An 18,696-nucleotide genomic window follows, 5' to 3' on the forward strand; every position below is an offset into this window, starting at 1 on the left:
CATAATTTCGTAGTTTGAGGGATTTGATTTGAAATATCAGAAAAAGATCATTTTAAAATCGCTGCTATTGGCTCCAATTCCCTTACTCTGTTTTATGGCTGTACTGTTTATTGTCATGAACAATGAGTTTAAACTCGGTTCAATATTTGCAGTTATTGTCGGGTATCTTCTGGTTTATTTGGCTTATTGCCTTTTAACTGTTCCATTTTCATTCATGTTCTCGCTTGTCTTAAACCGCTATCAGTATCTGAATTTTCTGACAATCTGCTTAAGCTCATTCGTCGTTGCGGCACCTTTTTTTACTCTTTTAGCTTGGGCTCATACAGGCCAACTCCCAAAGCAATGGTGGCTGGTTTATGCGGATATTTTTTCCTTGTTTATTGCTCTCATCCCTGCGGTATGTTACTGGCTGATTTTGATTCATCTAAAATCCCATCAGCCAGATAGCATCGATTTATAAAATCTTTACTAAATCAGATAAATGCTGAATGGTATGTGTGATATTTAATTGCAATTGATTGGGTAAATTTTTAGGGTTGTACCAACAGGTCGAAATTTCACAAGAAGCAGCTCCTTTCATATCAGCCTCTAAGCTATCGCCAATGAATAAGACTTCTTCTTTCGCAATGTTACTTCTACGCAGACAGGTTTCGAAAAAACGTTGATCAGGCTTCTCATAGCCGATGTCATCTGAAATATATAAATCAGAAAAATGTGATAACAAACCAGCCAAGTCCAAACGTGATTTTTGTTGATTCAGAAAACTATTGGATGCTGCAAACAGCTTATATTTTTGGCTCAGGTATTGAATTGCTTCAGTTGCCCCATCTTCAAGGGTATGCTCTTTGGCTAAATTGCCTTGGAAGGTATCTCGAAAATGATCATGATCTAATTCGATATTCAAAGCCAAAAATAATTCTTTAAATCGATAATCAATCACATTCTGTACTGTAATTTGACCTAACTTCTGTTTTTCCCATAGCTGATGATTAATATTTTTATAGGTAGAATAAGTCAAATCATCATGCTGTAAGTTAAACTGCCCAAACGATTTAACAAATGCAGAGCGATTGGCTACGCTGAAATCAAGCAAAGTATCGTCAATATCAAAGAATATAGCCTTATACATCTGAGCAATCTTACAACCGAAACAAATAGTGAAATAATTTTATTATACCGATAGATAAAAGAGCAAGCCGTTGCGACCTGCTCAATAATCGATATCTTGGTGTTAAATCATTTTCAGTCTTTATCTCTCATCCACATCCAGATCAATACGGCTGCCATACACGCCACAAGAGGATAAACGACCCAAGGATGTGGAATGGTCCAGATCATAATCCCCGCAGCGACACTCATACTGAGCGTCGACATGTATTTTGCTTTTTTGGGAATACGTCTATTTTCTTGCCATTCTTTGATAATTGGGCCAATAAAACGATGATTCAGAAACCATTGATGCAGCTTCTCTGATCCTCTTGCCGCAAAGAAAACAGCCAATAAAATAAAGTCAACCGTTGGTAGCCCTGGAATAAAAATGCCAAGAATCCCTAAACCGATGCATAGCCAAGCCAGACAGATAAACAATAATCGCCACCACACTGAACGCGCTAACTTGCTTGCTGGCTGTGGTGTTGGCGATAAGGTCTCTGTTTTCATTTGATTATCCATGCGATTAATGTTCCCCATACCAAATAAGCTGTTACTACCTGATCACTTATTTCAACTCATCGAGCTGGATTAATGCCTTTCCGAAATAGCCAAATGCATCTAAAGCGCCTTGTACCACACGATCTTGTAACACTTGGTCAAAATCAGCCTCATCAAGTGCCTCAACAAAACGTTTCCACACCTTTGCTCGACCTTCTGGATAAGCCGCCAGATTCCGCGCTGCAAATGTTTCGGAGAAACCTAACTGCTTCTGCGCTTGTTTAAATAGAAATGCGGCACCTAAAGTTGAGCCTTCTGACACATAGATCCAACCCAGTGCTTCAGGCAATTTGACTTCAGCACTTTGTAATGTCTGACCTGCGGGCTGAATACCCAAATCCTGCAAGTCATCAAAGGCTTGTTGAGAACGGCCACGGATGCCCAAATCTGGAATCAGTCCAGCCACTCCTTCTTGTTCAAAAAGATGCTCAATTTCCTGCTGGAAATAATATTGCGACAAGGTAAACTGGGCGTATTTCTCCTTGCTCGAAAAGACGTTTGCTTGCGCCATTAAGTTATGCATACGTTCATGCTCTGCCGCTGTTTCTTGCTTTAGACGCTGAGAAAGGCGATTGGCAATCATTTGCTCTGTTGCTGCGTTCATCATTATTCTCCTAGGAAAGGATAGGACTCATCGGTTAACGACTCCGACTGAGTTTGAGTTGCACGGGAAAATCAACAATAACGGTCACTGCTCGACCATTAACTTTGTAAGGTTTGAATTTGGACTGACGAGCAGCCTGTAAAACACGCTGATCTAAACTGCCAATTCCTGAACTTTGTTTTAATTGAATCTCGATAGGCTGACCGTTTTCATTGATACGTAGCCGTAATTCGACCACACGGTTTTGTTGTTTAAGTTCCCGATCATCGTAAGCAAGTTTGCCAAAGCTCAATACATCAACACTGCTGACTTGAACAGGTTCATCACGATCAACTTGGCTTTCCGGCGCACGAGCCAATTCCTGTTGTGTTGCTGCTGTATTTACACCACCCGACTGGGATTGAGCCTGCCCTATTTGTTGTTTCGAACTGAGCGGATTTTCTGTCAACATCTGCGGAGATTGATCCGCTTGGGTATCTTGCTTCACTTTAGTTTCAGAAACTTGAGCCGCTATTGCTGCTGTGGATGTCGCAGCTAAACTCGCAACTTTGTGGCTACTTTGTTGCTTAGCCACTTCATGCACAGCACTCTGACTGCTTATCACTTTTTGTTCTGTGTTTTCAGTATTGGTCGGAGCAGCGCGAGTGCTTGTTTGTTTTTCTAATACGGGTATTGTTGATGTTTGGGCAACTTCAACTTTTGCAGTTGCTTGAGGAGATGCATGTTCTGAAGCTGATAAAGACACGAAATGAACTTTCAACGCATCTACTTTGGGTGAAGTAGCCAAAGTATAAGGCTCAATAAAATGGCTCAATGACCACATTCCAAGTAAATGTAAAACAATGACCACTGTCACAATGATTAACTTACGCTGCGAAAGTGCCCAAATCCGAATAGGTGATCCTTTTGCACTAAAGTCATAGCGCGGATATAGGAATTTTGATTTCATCGCCATTCCCCCTAAAAACGGTGCTCAAGTTTTAGGCTGACATTGTGTTTGTCATAGGAATATAACCAATCCACATTGCTATTATTACGGTTATAGCGATAGGTCAAATTCGGCGTCATTCCATAGAATTTGAAACGAGGCATTTGCAACACAAAGGTGTAGTTTTGCTCAAAATCTTGACGACGTGTTTGAAATGCCGCCACGTAACGATCAAACTGGCGCCAGCGATACAAACTGAATAAAGTGGTATTAAAGCCAGCACTCCACGGTTTACTCAGACCCAAACGAACACCTTGCTGCTGATAGGCTGCCATGTATTTTTCTTGGGTATCATGATCTAAGACATCCGCACCACCAAACAAGGTCCATTGTTCAGGTAAGATTTTCCAAAAGGTCAGCATGGCTGAACTTTCTTTGCCATCTAAAGTTTTATATGTTTGATAATTTAAATCTTTGATTTCAGCTTCAAGCTTGAGTGCTTTATCGGCGGAGATAAATCGCATCCATTCCGCACGTGCCCCCCAGGCATTGTACAAACCATCATTGGCATAACGTTTATGCTCAAATAGCGGTGCAATTGTGATTTGATTTTTTAAATCAAAAAAACTATAACCTGCATTGATATTCAGTGTGGATTCATTAAAGTCAGCATGATCATCATAAGATTGTCCATACGCTAAACCACGTAAGGAAACCCCATGATTGCCATAGAGCGAAAAGCGTTTCATTAAACTGGCTTCATAGTCCATACCCGTTGCCGACTCAGCTTTAGGACTTCCACGGGTAATCTCCTGAATGGGGATCACATTGCCTTTTTGGTCAAGGCCATACAACATCCAAGTTTTACTTTGTTCAGAAGAACTATTTAGATTCGTGGCATAGGTTGGTCCAATCGCAACACTGCCTTGCCATGAATCCCGCTGCTCCAGTGCCTTAACGAACAGCTTAACCGTTTGTTCGACCTCAGGCGGAATTACCCCACGATCACTTTGCCCCAATTTGCTCTGAATGGATGTAAAAAGGCGTGCTGCTTGTTTGTTCTTCTGCTGTTCAAACAGCACGCGCGCTAACTCGAGTTCACAAATCAGATTATTGGGTTGTTTATTTAAACTACTTTGGAATTTATGCTCTGCTATCTTGAGCTGGCCTTGAGCACGAGCCAATGCACCCTCGGCAAAGTCTGTTAAAGCTTTGTCATAGCCATCATATTGTTGATAATGCTTTAGATAGACTGCCGCATTGCCCCATTGCTTTTGCATGACTGCCAAATATAAAGCTTTTGCCAGATCATCTTGGTTCTTTTCAACTTCAAATACTTGCCCATTAATTACAATATTGGGTAATTCGTCTGTGCTCCGAATTGCCCCTTGTTGTTGTAATTGATGCTGTTGTTGTAATAAATTCTGATCCAAGTTTTGATTCAGGCGAAGTTGTGTCTCATCATCTGCATAAAGTGATGAACTCGCCAATAAAATCAAACAGCACAGCAATGTTCTTTTCATAAAAACCGTAAAACACAAATAAAAGTCATCAAGCCATAAACAAGAAAAAGGAATCTACTGCTGTAGATTCCTTTCACCGTGATTAGTTTTTCGCACCACCAAAGGCAGTGTTATAAGCAGCATTATTAAACTCGGCAATACCCGCTAAAGCTGCAGCATTTGCACCAAAGAAATGTCCTTGAACAATACCTGAATTATTTAGCCCAGCCGTACCATTTGCACTTGCACCGCCACTGAATGCCGCAGTACCTGGATTAAATGTCACACCGTTCAAGCTTAAGCTTGAAACAGCAGTCCCTGTTCCAGTTAATGACCCTTCTAAAGTGCCTGCACCAAAGTTAGCAGTTAAATTACCACTTAACAGATTGGTTGCTGAACCATTAATCCCTGCAACGGTATAGGTAGCCGTACCAGCAGTCGGTACTGTGGTATTGGTATTGTCACCTGCGTAATAAACAGTATGACTTGCACTTGCTGCTGTATCGCCCGCTTTCCACCATTCACCAAAATAGACTTCCTGTGTGCCCACCTGACCAAAATTGAAATTACCTAAGGCACTATGTGAAGGTGGCATTGCCGAAACAGGAATATGGGAGATATTAAAAGTTTTGCTACCGACAGTAACATCAGTATTGCTTGCACCACGTGCAGTGAACGCTTGTGCCAAACCTTTTAACGAGCTAAAACCTGTAAATGCATTGTAGGGTGCACCAGCCGCTTGTACAGAAACGGCTGCTGCACCACCTGGGTGGCTAGCATTTGCAGCAGCGCCAATAATGATATTGTTTTCATTACTTGAAGCACCATCAATACCTGCATGTGCAAACACAGCAGAACATGCAACAAGACCGATAAACAGTTGAGAGATTTTCATTTATTGTTACTCCATTTTTCTAAAGCTAAGTTATTGTTTCAATAAAGATAACGCTATCGTTATCTATTTAGTTATAGGAACAGTAAGATCTATAACTGCCCCTCGGTTTTGCAAATAATAATCATTCAATATTATTATTTACGTTTATCTAATTCCGACTGATGTTAAGGTTGGAATTAAATTTTGTGTTAAAACTTGGTGGTCCAGCTGACTTTCAAAGTACGACCTGGTGCAGCCATTGCACTGCGAGTGAGTGGATCGATATAAAATTGGTTTGAAAGGTTATTACCTACAAATTCAACTGTGTTATAGGTATCAACTTGATAGCGTGCATAGGCATCAAAAATCCATGTATCGTCCCAAGCGAGAGGTACATTGAGGTAATAGCCTTTATTGATACCTGCATCGTTATTTTTACGTAATGGGCTTTCATAGCCTTTGTAGAAAGTTGCTCGCGCACCAAGCTCAAGCCTTTCATCTAGAAAACGCGCGCCGAATAAAGCATGTGCGCTGAGTTCGGGTGTTGACATCGTTACCAGATAGCCGTTCGGAAAACCATCATCGACGCAACGTTGATAAGCATCGCGGAATTGAACGCCTTGATCTGTTTGTACGATACCGCTGTTGATCATTTTATTAATGGCGCTATTGCTGTCACAAACCTCATTTTTAAGGTTATAAGCCATACTTAAATCAGTAAAGAAAGCACCATTATCAAAACGGCTTTGCAACTCAAGGCCAGAAAGCTTTTGCTCATCCATATTGGTAAAAATCAGATTTTGATTACGCTCAATCACATTTTTGGTTTTGTTGTAGTAATAGGCCAGCTTAATATCGGCATTACGTGCTGAGCTTAACCAGTTACGCATGTCATAGACATAACCCACTTCATAATTAAACGCATGTTCGGGCTTAATCGCCTGATATGGCATCATTGCTGAGAAACCAACGGTACTCTCAAATAAGCTCGGTAAGCGATATTCCTCTGCATAACGTACATAAAGCCGATTATTTTCAGTCAAATGAATAGATGCACCAAGTTGAGGTGCCCAGCCACTGTCTTTTACTTTCTGGGCTGATTCAATCGGGACCTGCTCAATCACAACAGGCTGAAAACCATTCCCGATAACCACATACTTCTGCCCTGAGGCATTCAGTTGGTTTAATATATTATCGGCTAAGGCCAAATGACCATTGTCATCAGCTTTCCAAGTGAGAGTATTTTTCTGTGACCAAATTCGGCTATACAACGTCGTTTCTGATGCAGGCACCGTTTCTAAGCGGCCATCCCAATCAGGATTGTTGGCTGCATAACGTTGCGTTAAAAGGTTTAGCATACGTTGTTGCTGAGCATCATAACTCTCAGGCATGGTTCGATATTCAAAGTTGTATTCTTTGACTTTACTTTTCTTGGTAAATAACGGATTTAAAGAGGGATCAATACCATCTCTGATCGATTTATTTAAGAAGTCATCAAAAGCCCAATAAGAGCGATAACGCATGCCAGCATCGAAACTTAACCAAGAGGTTGGACGATAGTTAAAATTAAAATCAAAGGTCTTTTCTTCACGACGTCCGGCACGAGGTAAAGCTTGATATAAGGAATAACTTGGACCATATTCACCATAAACATCGTCAGAAGTAAGCTTTTCTTTTAAGAAGCTTCCCCCCAAAGTTAAATCAAGCTGATCAGATAATTGTGCTTTATTACTGATACTAATGCCTTGGCGTCTATTGTCTGAATGACTGATTGCCGTATTGATCAGACGATTATCTCTAAAATCAATAATCGTTGGCCATCCGCCTCGTGTGTAAGTTTCGCTTTCAGTGTCGGTTTGCCAAATATTGGTATAAAAATCAATCCACTGATTATTCTCAGGTTTATATTTGTATTCTAAGCTATAGGCCTTAGAACGAATATGACTGAGTGGCCATTGCGGTACACCGATTTCAGGGGTTAACCCCCATTCAATTCGTGAAGGCATGATCTCACCAAATCTATTTTTGGTATCTCGATAAGTGAATTTCAGTGCTTGATCATCAGTTGGTCGATAACCTGCCTTGAATAACCAAGACTCCATCTGGCTAGATGTATTCGGAACTTCATTACCAGGCTTATAGGAATGCGCAAAATAAGGAATAAAATCAAGACTATTACTTGGCTCGGCCCGCTTGTAATACCCAGCACCGTGGGTACCTGAAAAATAGTTACCACGTTCACGAACAGCATAAACCGCCAATAAATCAAATTTGTCCTGTTTCATTGCCAATGCAAGTCGGCCCGCTAAATCATCTCCCGAGAAGTTAGAATTATCATTGCGGGTTCGGTTCTTTTTATAAATATCTGGATCGTATTTTTGACCATTAATATCCTCCCACGGCGTCGTATCATTATAGTTTTTGCCGATTTTACTCATGTCTGGCAATGAAGGATCAATGGCGTTGGTAGAACCTTCTACTTTTAGTTCTGCGCCAAAGGTTTTACCCAGACGAACAATATCATCCGCTTCTAAGGTCTTGACCACAACACCACCACCGACTGAAGTTGTGGTATTCCGTTCAAGTGATGGACCTTTAATCACTTCAATACCCGCAATCAGATTAGGGTCGATATAATTTCGATTATTCACCCCATTGTAGCCACGCCACACCGCAATCGACTGCTCAGTACCGTCAATAGTTAATGGCACTCGACCTACCCCTTGCACACCACGTACACTCGGATCTAAAGCACCACTATTACGGGCATCACCACTATAAACCCCAACCATGCCTTGTAAAACATCGGCTGGATTGGTGCCTTTAAAACGCTCAATATAGTCTTTGCCTGCATAAACAGAAGATCGATTGGCATCATAAACTCGATTGCTACCCTGAGTATCACGATCTTCTTGACCATAGACCACCATTGGCGTCAAACGAACAGAGATTTCGTCATCTTGAGCTAGTGTCGAAGATGTATGTTTCATCGCAGTTACTGGTGCACTTGAAGGTGTATTACTATTTTTAGCTGTCTTTTTTGCCAGTGTATAACCCTGCCCGACTTTGACTGCATAGAATGCCGAAGATGCTAAAATATGCTGAAAACCTTGCTCTAATGCATAGTTGCCTTTTAATCCTGAACTGTATTGCCCTTTTAATTGCTGCGCATCAATGGCAATTGATGTCCCCGATTGTTCAGCAAACTGATTCAATACATTGGCCAAAGTTCCTGCGGGAATATTATAAGATTTTGCCGCAACGGTTTCTGCATAAGCATGTTGCATAGGTAAAGCTAAGCTTGCAATACAGGCTGTATGTACAGCAAATGTGAGTGTTGAGAACCGAAATAAGTTCCGACTTCGCATTTGACCCTCTCCGACTTTCTTCATTTTTCCCGCCCCAGTAAATGTAAATAAGAATCATTAAACCTATTGAAATAAAATGATCCCAAATTTATTGCTTCTACTTACTATGACGAACAGCTTTAAAAAAAGTGGAACCTAAATGCTAAAAAAAATTTAATTTTTTTGAATGTAGATATTCAAGACACCCACACCTATTATTTATTGATTATTTTTTTGATGAAATAACAATGAGATAAGGTGTTATTTGATAAACTGTTAAGTTGGGAAATACTGTTGATAATAATTTAAGTGCATCTTGAGTTTGGTCTAATGGCAACACGGCATTCACTTGAATCTTGCTTAATGCCTCCGCATTAAAAAGAATTTTACCGTTGTAGTTTTGATCTAATTCTTTGAGTACTTGATCCAGTGGTAAATCCTCTACCATCAATTGGTGTTTATTCCACTTTTGTTGTTCATTATAAATATTGAGTGCTGAAATAGGCTGCACTCCATCCTGATTCATACTCACAGCCTGTCCTGCACTCACAATCACTTGTTGTTTGGAATACACATTTGCTGCTTGCAACCGTACCCGAGAATGCAACATTTTTAACTCGGTTACAGTAGGCGCATAATTCACACTAAACACTGTCCCTAATGCTTGAATCTGACCATGCTTGGTTTTGACTAAAAATGGACGCTGTGGATCTTTAGCAACATCCACATAAATTTGCCCCTGTACCAATTCAACAATACGTTGATTGGCTTGAAAATCGATATTGACTGCACTCTTGCCTCTTAGAATTAAACGCGAACCATCTTGCAAGGTTTGGGTGGTCCATTGTGCTGAATCGCCCTGAATGTCCGCTGTTACATAAGCAATAGAGTAATCTGATACATAAAAAATGCTGCCACTGACTGCAATCAAAGCAATCGCAAAAGCACTGCCTACTCTCAGTTTTTTATAAACTTTCGCTGAACCTAAACCTGCTTTGAGCGCGGACTTGACTACTTTTTTATGCTGCGTACTTTGAGATACGTTTTGAATCGAACAAAGACACTGCTCAATATCAGCTGCAATTTTATGATGTTGTTGGCTGTTCTGTTTCCATTGATTAAACTTTAATTGCGCATTTTTTCGGGTTGGTTCATCGTCTGAGCTTAATTGCACAATCCATAATGCAGCTTCCTCAACCAGTCGATGATGATCTTGCTTATCGATTGCCATTTAAGTGCTGAAATCCATTTCTAAACGAGCCTGATAGCAACGAATCAAACAATTTGCTAAATATTTTTGGATCATTTTGGTTGAAACACCCAACTGTTCGGCAACCTCTTTATGCGTATAGCCTTCCAAATAATGCAGAATAAATGCTTGCTGTGCTTTGGCAGAGACATCTTCCAAGGCTTTACACATTTGATCGAGTGCTTGAACAATCTGCATTTGCTCTTCAGGTGAAGTTACACCATCCAGCATATATTCCATTTGGCTCAAGCCATCTAAATAGGCTTGCTCAATGCGTTTACGGCGCACTTGATCAATAAGTAAATTTTTCGCAATTGAGGTGAGATAGGCGCGTGGTTCTTTAATCCCGAAAAGTTCGTCACGCGTTTGCAGTAATTTAATAAAGGTATCTTGTACTAAGTCAGCAGCTTGATCAGTATTGCCTATTTTTTGTCTCAACCATTGATGAAGCCAGCCTCTATGGTTTCTGTATAACTCATCTACAAGCATAGGGGTTTTGTTCACGATCATCTGACTCAAAACAAAGTATACTTAAATGATAATAATTATCATTTAAAAAATCAAGCAAGAATCTGACAAACTTGTATTGACTGTTATTTTTATAGACATCCAGTTCAAATCGAATGAGTGAGCAACACAACTATAAATTATAGCTTATTGATTTAATTGACCTTCAACCCAATTAATTAACTCACTCATGTGTCTATTTCGGCATTTTAATTGCTCTTTATTTGGAATGTAATAACACAAGTCAGATTGCACAGACTGTGTTGGCAATGTTTGCAGTAATTTCGCATCGATTAAACGTCGAACTAAGGTGCTGGAACAAAATACCAATCCATCACTGGCAAGTGCTTCTTGAATACCAAAAATTTCTTGATCAAAGTTTCTGAGCTGAATGTTTAAACGCGCTAAACCATTCTCTTCAAGCCATGTTTGTAATGGCGGTTTCGGTAAATTCTTATTTTTCCATTCTGTACTTAATAGTGTAATTGCTTGTTCGGTCCACGCGCTCATATCTAGTCGGGCTGCCGCATACACATTAAAAGACTCATATCTAATAATATCTGATGCAACAACGGATGAAACAGTACCATAGCGAATTGGTAACGCATATAGATGATTTTCCAGACTTTCTCCAGTAGAGATTTCAATAGAGATCTCTGGATGCTTTTCAGCAAATGCCTGCATAGATGGAATCAAAACCATTGCAGCAAGTGAGGAAGTGGTGGTGATCTTAATCACACGACTGGCAGCACTCACCTCTTCCAAAGCATCTTCAATGGTGCGGAATCCATTTGATATTGCACTCGCTAATCTCTCGCCGGTCTCGGTTAAGCTGATTTTTCGAACCTGTCGATAAAACAAATCCACATTTAAACGGTTTTCCAGATTACCAACGTGATGTGAAATCGCCGTAGGGGTTAGCGATAGCTCTTCAGCGGCCAATTTAAAACTGCCTAATCGAGCAGCAGATTCAAATGCCTTTAGTGCTTGTAATGAAACCTGCATTTTCAACACTCCATAAACAAGTTTTATAGATGAATTTAACTCATTCATAGCTGTGATTTACTCGTTTGTCCAGTCTGTAATGAGCACTTAAGATGAGTTTATCGTTTAATTCCTCAAGTGACCGATCATGACGACCTTATTACATATTGATGCCAGTGTTCGAGCAGCTTTCAATCCGAATCCAAATCATAACTCCATTTCAAAGAATATTGCGAAGCGCTTTATCAGTGCATTACAAAAGCAACACGCGATAGATGAATATATTTATCGTGATGTTGGTGTGAATCCACCAGCTTTTATTAATCAAGATTGGATCGGTGCTGTGTTTACTCCTGAAGAAAAAAGAACACGGAGCCAAAAAGATCTTTTGGCTCTATCAGACCAATTGATTGCCGAAGTCTCAGCAGCTCATCTGATCGTGATTTCCTCACCAATGTATAACTATGGTATGCCTGCGCAGTTAAAAGCATGGTTTGATCAAATCATCCGGATCAATAAAACGTTTGACTTTGACCTTGCGCGTGGTGACTTTCCACTCCAACCCTTACTATCAGGTAAACGTCTGGTCATCATTAGCTCAAGTGGTGAATTTGGTTTTGACACCGATGGGATTCGCGCGAATCAAGGTCATCTCGTCCCGCATCTGCGAACCTTAAGTAAATATTTAGGGGTTGAGCAGATTTATGAAATTGCATCTGAATATCAAGAATTTGCAGATATTCGCCATCAGAACTCACTAGCACATGCATTACATCAAGCGGAATCCCTTGCTGAAAAGTTAATATTTGTGGATCAAAAAAGTCCTGTAACACAGCTCGAATATAAATAAGATCAAGCTCTAGACATAAAGTCTGATCAAGATTGAAAGCGCGTGAATAAAGTGATGATCTGATCACTTTATTCCGCTCTATTTGGCCATTATTCAGAAAAAATTACTTTGCTTCTAAAGCATCAATCATTGCAAATGCAGTCACTCGTGCAGAAAATGGGTTCTGACCTGTAATTAAATTCGCATCTCGTACGACATTCGGAAAAAAAGGAATAAACTTCCTTTGATAATGTGCTCCACGTTCTTTGGCTAGCTCTTCGGCGTTATAAGGAACTTTCTTAGCGACTCCTGCCAATACTTCTTCGCACCATGCAAATCCTGTAAGTTTCTTTCCGGCAATTAAATATTCTCCTGTAGAAAGTCGAACATTAAGCAACCCACAATAGCCATGACAGACACTGGCAACAACGCCGCCTTGTTCATAGATATTTTTAGTGATGTCCTGCAATTCAGCATTGTCTAGAAAGTCCCACATCACCCCATGCCCACCGGTGTAATAGATGGCATCATAATCTTGCCAGTTAATCTCAGAAGGTTTTTTTGTTGTTTCAAGTAATTGCATAAATGTAGGATCATTTTTACGCTTAAGCACAGAAGCATCGGCAACAAAACTCTCTAATGACTTAGGTTCTATCGGAGATAAACCACCATTAGGGCTCACAATATCTTGAAGATAATTTTGCTTATCAAACTCATCATAGGCATGCGTTAACTCGCCTAACCATAGCCCTGTTGGCCGGTCGATCCCTTCATATTTCGAGATATTGGTTACAACATGCAGGATACGTTTCGACATCTTTTACCTCGGCTTTATAAATTTATTTTAGTCTTGCTTTTGTCTAACTATAAGCTTAAAGTTTGCTTGAATGTCAAGAGGAGATCAGTAAGATGAATATTAGTGAATTATCAAAACAAAGTGGTCTAAGCACTCCAACGATTCGCTATTATGAACAAATCAAACTGCTGCCCAAGGCAAAACGTAAATCCAATGGTTACCGACATTATAGTGAGAATGATCTCAAGCAATTATTCCTGATTCAACAGGCTCAGCAAGTTGGCTTTTCTCTGACAGAAATTAAAGCGTTCTTACCTTCAAACGTCTCTTCATGGGATCATGATATCCTGATCGGCTTACTTGAGAGCAAAATCAAGGATATTGAAGAGCTTGAACAAAAACTTGCAATCAGTAAACAAAACCTGCAAATGATGATTATAGCGATCAATAGCAAACCAGATGAAATTACCTGTGAAGAAAATGCGCAACGTTTGCTTAATCTTTACTATACCAACGACAAAGCCTAATACTTTGTTTATAAGTTTTTAGGCTGCAACCACGGCTCCTATTCATAAACAAATGCACAAAAGCACTTGACCTTAAACCTAACTTTAAACATAGCATCAATCTCAGGTAATGAATGAGGAACCTGTCATGTTTAAAGTTTGGAAATTCCCAAAATGGTTGATTGGCTTTTTTATGCTTATATTCATCAGTAATATGGCTTATGCAACCGAAACTACTCAACAGCATATACAAGCTACGCCAAAAGGCAAAATTTTGGTGGTGATGACCAACCACTCAGCTTATCCAACTCGCTCAGATACGACAGGATTATGGCTGACTGAACTCACGCATTTTTATGATGTTGCGCTTGCGGCTGGCTATGACATGGATTTTGTCAGTCCACAAGGTGGTGCTGTACCTCTAGATGAGCGTAGCCTAAAGCCAATTTATGTGGATCAATCAGCTAAAAAACATCTGGCTGATTCTCAATTTATGCAGCGCTTAAATAATACCCTTACGCCTAACGCTATTGATCCTTCTCATTACAAAGCAGTTTATTACACAGGTGGTCATGGCACCATGTGGGATTTTCCCAACAACCAAGCGCTAAAGAATATTAGTGAAAAAATTTACCAACAAGGTGGCATCGTATCTGCAGTTTGTCATGGTGTTGGAGGATTATTGCCACTACAAGATACGACTGGTAAAGCGCTCATTGCAGGTCGAACTGTTACTGGTTTTGCCAATATTGAAGAAAGCTTGTCTGGGATAAAATCTCAAGTTCCTTTCTCCTTACAAGATGGATTGGTCACACGCGGCGCAAAGTATAAGCGTGGCTTTTTACCCTTTACATCTTATGTGATTACTGACGATCGAATAATCACTGGGCAGAATCCGCAATCCAGTAAAGAAATTGCTGAAGCCGTTGTCAAACGGTTAAAAACTTTGAATTAAAATCGTTAATAAAAAGCCAGTTTAAAAGAGCTGGCCTTTTTATCAAATTAAATTGACCCAAAACCCTCTTTTGCCCTCAATTGAATATCTGATCCATTCAGCTTCCTCTGAAAACGCTTGACCTTAAAGTGAGCTTTAATCTTAGCATTTCATTTAGGTTAATAGGAGGAACATCAACATGTTCAACAATTTTGCTTTAACTCGTAACATCGTTACGATATCCATCGGCTTATTACTCAGCACAGCAAGCTATGCAGCTGAAGCCCCAATCAATACCACCACAAGCGATCTTACTGCTCCAAATACCAAGCAAACGACTGTCGTTGAGTTTGGTCCCTATAAAGTCAATGTGCCGAAAGGCGGCTATTATGATCGTTTCCGTATGAATCCAAACTTAGATGAAGTGGCCAAAGACCCTGCGGCAGGAAATATTGACTACTTTCGTAGTATTCCTAAAAAGCTGGTTGATACACGAGTCGGTCAAGTCTGGTCACCGAATTTCTATTATCGAACCAGTAATGTTCAAGTATTGATGTTAGCGCCTATTGCAAAATTAAAAGCTAAACTCCCCGCTCCACTTGAACCTTTACAGCCACTCCCAGGGTATGGCTTGGTTTCATTGACTTTCTTCTCTTATGCCGTGGGTGATGTCGATCCCTACGATGAGGTTTCTGTTGCCATTGTGGTTCGTCAGCCTGGTGCACATCACTTTAATAGCACTGAATTGCTCAGCTCTATGCGAAATCATACCTATTATGGACATGTACTGGCCTTGCCTGTTGATACGGAAATTGCCCGTGTTCGTGGCGTTTATGGTTATCAACTACCTAAGTGGTTAACCCCAATTGATATGAAAATTGATACTCAAAACCTACAGGCTCATATTTTTAATACCGATGGCAAGCCTGATTTAACTCTAACTGCGCCTTTACCTAAAATTAAAACGGTCAAACCACAATCTCGGATTGAAACCAAGACCATGTATCAGTTAGTTGATGGCAAATGGCACAGTACTTCTGTGGAATCGAATACGCTTGCATTTGGACAGAAGCTATTTCCTAAAAATGTACAACTTGTCCGCAGTGGTGGTCCGTTGAGCAAATTGCTTGATGACTTAGGTGCAAACAAAATCTTACGCTTAGATGTAGTAAAAGATGCTCAATTGGCTCTGAATATGCCCGTTCCTTTTCCTGCGTTAGATCAAGCTAAAGACAATAAAAAATAAATATCAGAACATAAAAAATCCGCTTTCTGAGTAAAGCGGATTTTTTTATAGACAGAAATCACTTTTTCCTTTCAAATATTTTTAAGCGCCTACCAATAAAAAAACCAATTACAGATTGTTCTGCAATTGGCTGTTGTTCAATCTATTGCCTGAGTATTGGCGACTTCTTGGTCCATTTAAGATGCAAATGAATAGCTGCGCATCCTATTTTTATATTGACGCGTACGACATGTCATTGCTGATTGTTGCAAAATCAACGCCCAAAGCGGAGAGACTTTTGGATTAGTCGATTTACCAAGACTGAGTTTACGCAACTGGAATTTCACGGTCGCCATATTGGCCAATGAAGCTAAGGTTTTATTTTCCCAAGTAATTGCTTTCAACTCTGGTGCCGTATTTTGTCCTTGTTTCCACTCATTTGGGAGATTTGGATCAATAGCCAAAGCTGTGGCAATCCCCACCATATCGACACCACTATCAATCACCTGTTCAGCGACTTGTTTACGTCGAATTCCACCTGTCACCATTACAGCCATCTTGGCTACTTTGCGGATCTCTTGAGCAAATTCCAGAAAATAAGCTTCACGTGCCAAGGTACGGCCATCACGTGACTGACCTTGCATTGCAGGTGCTTCATAACTCCCACCTGATAGCTCGACTAGATCTACCGCTAATTCATTTAGCATCAGCACCACTTGTTGCGCATCTTCAGCACTAAAACCACCGCGTTGGAAGTCAGCTGAGTTCAGTTTAACTGCCACTGTAAATCTGTCTGAAACCACAGCACGTACCGCTTTAACAATCTCAATCAGGATGCGCGCACGATTTTCCAACGTGCCGCCCCACTGATCTTGACGCTTATTACTGAGTGGTGAAAGGAACTGACTGAGTAAATAACCATGCGCTGCATGAATTTCAACACCAGTAAAACCAGCTTTTTCGCCTAAACGAGCAGTGTTGGCAAAACGTTGGATCACTTCATCAATCATCGCTTGGTCCATTTCAATCGGTGTATTAAAACGATCTGACATTTTTCCCAGATCTAAAGCAACTGCAGAAGGCGCCCACGTTTCTTGACCTAAATTGGCTTGCATTTGACGACCAGGATGATTGATTTGCAGCAAAACTTGCGCACCTTTCGAACCACCTATTTGCGCCCATCGTTTAAAGGTATCCAAATACTTTTCATCTTCCAGAACGACACCACCAGGTCCTGTCATAGCACGACGATCCACCATGACATTACCTGTGATAATCAAACCGACGCCACCATCGGCCCAAGCTTGATATAAACGCATGAGTTCTTCAGATGGTGCATGATTTAAATCCGCCATATTTTCTTCCATTGCAGCTTTTGCAATACGATTTGGGATATGTGAACCATTTGGGAGAACTAATTTTTCAAAAACTTTCATTTTTATCACCTCATTGAGTATGGATTTACTTTAAGATTAAAGTGAACTTTAATGTCAATCCCTTTTTTATTTGTTCAGTAAATTATTTTTAAAGTTGCATAACTTCATCGGCTTAGATCAATATAGCTGCACTCTTTTTTTAGATAAAAAAATAGAGGCAAATATGCCTCTATTCCTGAATAGTATGTTGAATGAAATCAATACGGCTATGCGCGTATGAACGCCAATAAGTCTGGATTAATCACATCGGCATTCACGGTTAACATGCCATGCGAAAAACCTTTATACGTTTTTAAAGTCCCGTTCTGTACCAACTTCGCAGACAATGCCCCAGAATTTTCATAAGGTACAACTTGATCATCATCACCATGCATCACCAGTACAGGGACTGAAATCTTTTTCAGGTCCTCAGTAAAATCAGTCTGGGAAAAGGCCACAATGCCATCATAATGAGCTTTTGCCCCTCCCATCATGCCTTGACGCCACCAATTCCAGATCACTGGTTCAGAGGCATTTGCATCTGGACGGTTAAAACCATAGAAAGGACCCGCTGGTAAATCATAGTAAAATTTCGAACGGTTTTTAAATAACTGATTTTGCAAGTCATCAAAGACTTCTTTAGGCAGACCATCAGGATTATTTGCTGTTTTGACCATAATGGGAGGTACCGCACTCACCAAAACGGCCTTGGCAACATTTGCTTCGCCATGACGTGCAATATAGTGAGCCACCTCTCCACCGCCTGTTGAATGGCCAATATGAATCGCGCTCTTAATCCCAAGATGCTGCACTACAGCCGCAACATCATCTGCATAATGGTCCATATCGTGACCATCCCAAACTTGACTGGAACGACCATGTCCACGACGGTCATGTGCGACAACACGGAAACCTTCATTCAGGAAAAATAACAGTTGCGCATCCCAATCATCCGAACTCAGAGGCCAACCATGATGAAAAAATAACACCTGCGCATCGCGAGGTCCCCAGTCTTTATAAAAAATATCTACACCATCTTTTGTCGTAACGTAAGCCATCTTTGTTTCTCCTGTGTAAGATTTACACTGTCGAGTTCTGATCTATGTTCTAATCAATGTTCGTGAAATCTCAAACTATCCACATGGATAGTGACTCTATACTAAGATTAAAGTTCGCTTTAAGGTCAATATAATTAGTCCCATTCTGATAACAAAAGTGTAATTTCGTGCTTTCTAAAATTGAGTAGAAGTTTAATCTTAGGCATTGAAATAAAACAATTTAATTTG

Annotated in this window: 18 protein-coding genes; 5 read left to right on the forward strand and 13 right to left on the reverse strand. The window is 40.3% G+C overall.

All coding sequences use genetic code 11. The features are described from left to right. The first annotated feature begins 28 nt into the window (after positions 1 to 28). Positions 29 to 460, forward strand: coding sequence for a hypothetical protein (locus F993_RS12730; protein ID WP_004653512.1), 432 nt, complete (start codon positions 29 to 31; stop codon positions 458 to 460). Here the strand turns inward: F993_RS12730 and F993_RS12725 are convergent. The 10 genes from F993_RS12725 to F993_RS12680 form a co-directional block, all read right to left on the reverse strand. Beyond that, on the reverse strand, positions 455 to 1,129 hold the full coding sequence (locus tag F993_RS12725; protein WP_004653513.1) for a YjjG family noncanonical pyrimidine nucleotidase: 675 nt from the start codon (positions 1,127 to 1,129) through the stop codon (positions 455 to 457). The genes F993_RS12730 and F993_RS12725 overlap by 6 nt on opposite strands. Before the next feature lie 113 nt (positions 1,130 to 1,242). Next, the gene (locus F993_RS12720) at positions 1,243 to 1,689 is read right to left on the reverse strand and encodes a YbaN family protein (RefSeq protein ID WP_032812453.1); all 447 of its coding nucleotides are present in this window, start codon (positions 1,687 to 1,689) and stop codon (positions 1,243 to 1,245) included. Positions 1,690 to 1,717: 28 nt separating this feature from the next. After that, on the reverse strand, positions 1,718 to 2,317 hold the full coding sequence (locus F993_RS12715; protein ID WP_085942724.1) for a biliverdin-producing heme oxygenase: 600 nt from the start codon (positions 2,315 to 2,317) through the stop codon (positions 1,718 to 1,720). 31 nt (positions 2,318 to 2,348) lie between these two features. Further along, entirely contained in the window at positions 2,349 to 3,263 is a 915-nt protein-coding gene (locus F993_RS12710) for an energy transducer TonB (RefSeq protein WP_004653517.1), read from the reverse strand. 11 nt (positions 3,264 to 3,274) lie between these two features. Continuing rightward, entirely contained in the window at positions 3,275 to 4,765 is a 1,491-nt protein-coding gene (locus F993_RS12705; RefSeq protein WP_004653518.1) for a hemophilin secretion modulator, read from the reverse strand. Between the two features lie 82 nt (positions 4,766 to 4,847). Then, the gene (locus F993_RS12700; RefSeq protein ID WP_004653519.1) at positions 4,848 to 5,639 is read right to left on the reverse strand and encodes a Slam-dependent surface lipoprotein; all 792 of its coding nucleotides are present in this window, start codon (positions 5,637 to 5,639) and stop codon (positions 4,848 to 4,850) included. Between the two features lie 188 nt (positions 5,640 to 5,827). Further along, positions 5,828 to 8,986, reverse strand: coding sequence for a hemophilin receptor HphR (locus F993_RS12695; protein WP_004653520.1), 3,159 nt, complete (start codon positions 8,984 to 8,986; stop codon positions 5,828 to 5,830). A 205-nt stretch (positions 8,987 to 9,191) separates the two neighbouring features. Next, entirely contained in the window at positions 9,192 to 10,196 is a 1,005-nt protein-coding gene (locus F993_RS12690; protein WP_004653521.1) for a FecR family protein, read from the reverse strand. Then, positions 10,197 to 10,718: a sigma-70 family RNA polymerase sigma factor gene (locus F993_RS12685; protein ID WP_171066002.1), complete on the reverse strand. Its 522-nt coding sequence runs from the start codon at positions 10,716 to 10,718 to the stop codon at positions 10,197 to 10,199. It lies immediately after the preceding gene. Between the two features lie 150 nt (positions 10,719 to 10,868). Further along, complete coding sequence (locus F993_RS12680) at positions 10,869 to 11,726, reverse strand: LysR family transcriptional regulator (protein ID WP_004653523.1); 858 nt, start codon at positions 11,724 to 11,726, stop codon at positions 10,869 to 10,871. A 127-nt stretch (positions 11,727 to 11,853) separates the two neighbouring features. Between F993_RS12680 and F993_RS12675 the strand changes: the two genes are divergently transcribed. Continuing rightward, the gene (locus F993_RS12675) at positions 11,854 to 12,555 is read left to right on the forward strand and encodes an FMN-dependent NADH-azoreductase (RefSeq protein WP_004653524.1); all 702 of its coding nucleotides are present in this window, start codon (positions 11,854 to 11,856) and stop codon (positions 12,553 to 12,555) included. 103 nt (positions 12,556 to 12,658) lie between these two features. On the opposite strand, the gene F993_RS12670 is transcribed toward F993_RS12675, so the two are convergent. Next, positions 12,659 to 13,351 carry a type 1 glutamine amidotransferase domain-containing protein gene (locus F993_RS12670; protein ID WP_004653525.1) on the reverse strand — a complete coding sequence of 231 codons (693 nt, stop codon included), beginning with the start codon at positions 13,349 to 13,351 and terminating at the stop codon, positions 12,659 to 12,661. 92 nt (positions 13,352 to 13,443) lie between these two features. On the opposite strand from F993_RS12670, the gene F993_RS12665 reads away from it, so the two are divergent. The 3 genes from F993_RS12665 (at position 13,444) to F993_RS12655 (ending at position 16,016) form a co-directional block, all read left to right on the forward strand. Then, positions 13,444 to 13,857, forward strand: a complete 414-nt coding sequence (locus tag F993_RS12665) for a MerR family transcriptional regulator (protein WP_004653526.1) — start codon at positions 13,444 to 13,446, stop codon at positions 13,855 to 13,857. A gap of 127 nt (positions 13,858 to 13,984) precedes the next feature. Next, positions 13,985 to 14,791 carry a type 1 glutamine amidotransferase domain-containing protein gene (locus F993_RS12660; protein ID WP_004653527.1) on the forward strand — a complete coding sequence of 269 codons (807 nt, stop codon included), beginning with the start codon at positions 13,985 to 13,987 and terminating at the stop codon, positions 14,789 to 14,791. 178 nt (positions 14,792 to 14,969) lie between these two features. Next, a complete protein-coding gene (locus F993_RS12655) occupies positions 14,970 to 16,016 on the forward strand; it encodes a hypothetical protein (protein WP_004653528.1) in 1,047 nt (348 codons plus the stop codon). A gap of 176 nt (positions 16,017 to 16,192) precedes the next feature. On the opposite strand, the gene F993_RS12650 is transcribed toward F993_RS12655, so the two are convergent. Together F993_RS12650 and F993_RS12645 are read right to left on the reverse strand one after the other, a co-directional pair. Continuing rightward, entirely contained in the window at positions 16,193 to 17,431 is a 1,239-nt protein-coding gene (locus F993_RS12650; protein WP_004653529.1) for an NADH:flavin oxidoreductase/NADH oxidase family protein, read from the reverse strand. Positions 17,432 to 17,637: 206 nt separating this feature from the next. Further along, positions 17,638 to 18,468, reverse strand: coding sequence for an alpha/beta fold hydrolase (locus F993_RS12645; RefSeq protein ID WP_004653530.1), 831 nt, complete (start codon positions 18,466 to 18,468; stop codon positions 17,638 to 17,640). Between the last annotated feature and the right edge of the window lie 228 nt (positions 18,469 to 18,696).

This window comes from Acinetobacter proteolyticus (assembly GCF_000367945.1).
GTDB classification, from domain to species: domain Bacteria; phylum Pseudomonadota; class Gammaproteobacteria; order Pseudomonadales; family Moraxellaceae; genus Acinetobacter; species Acinetobacter proteolyticus.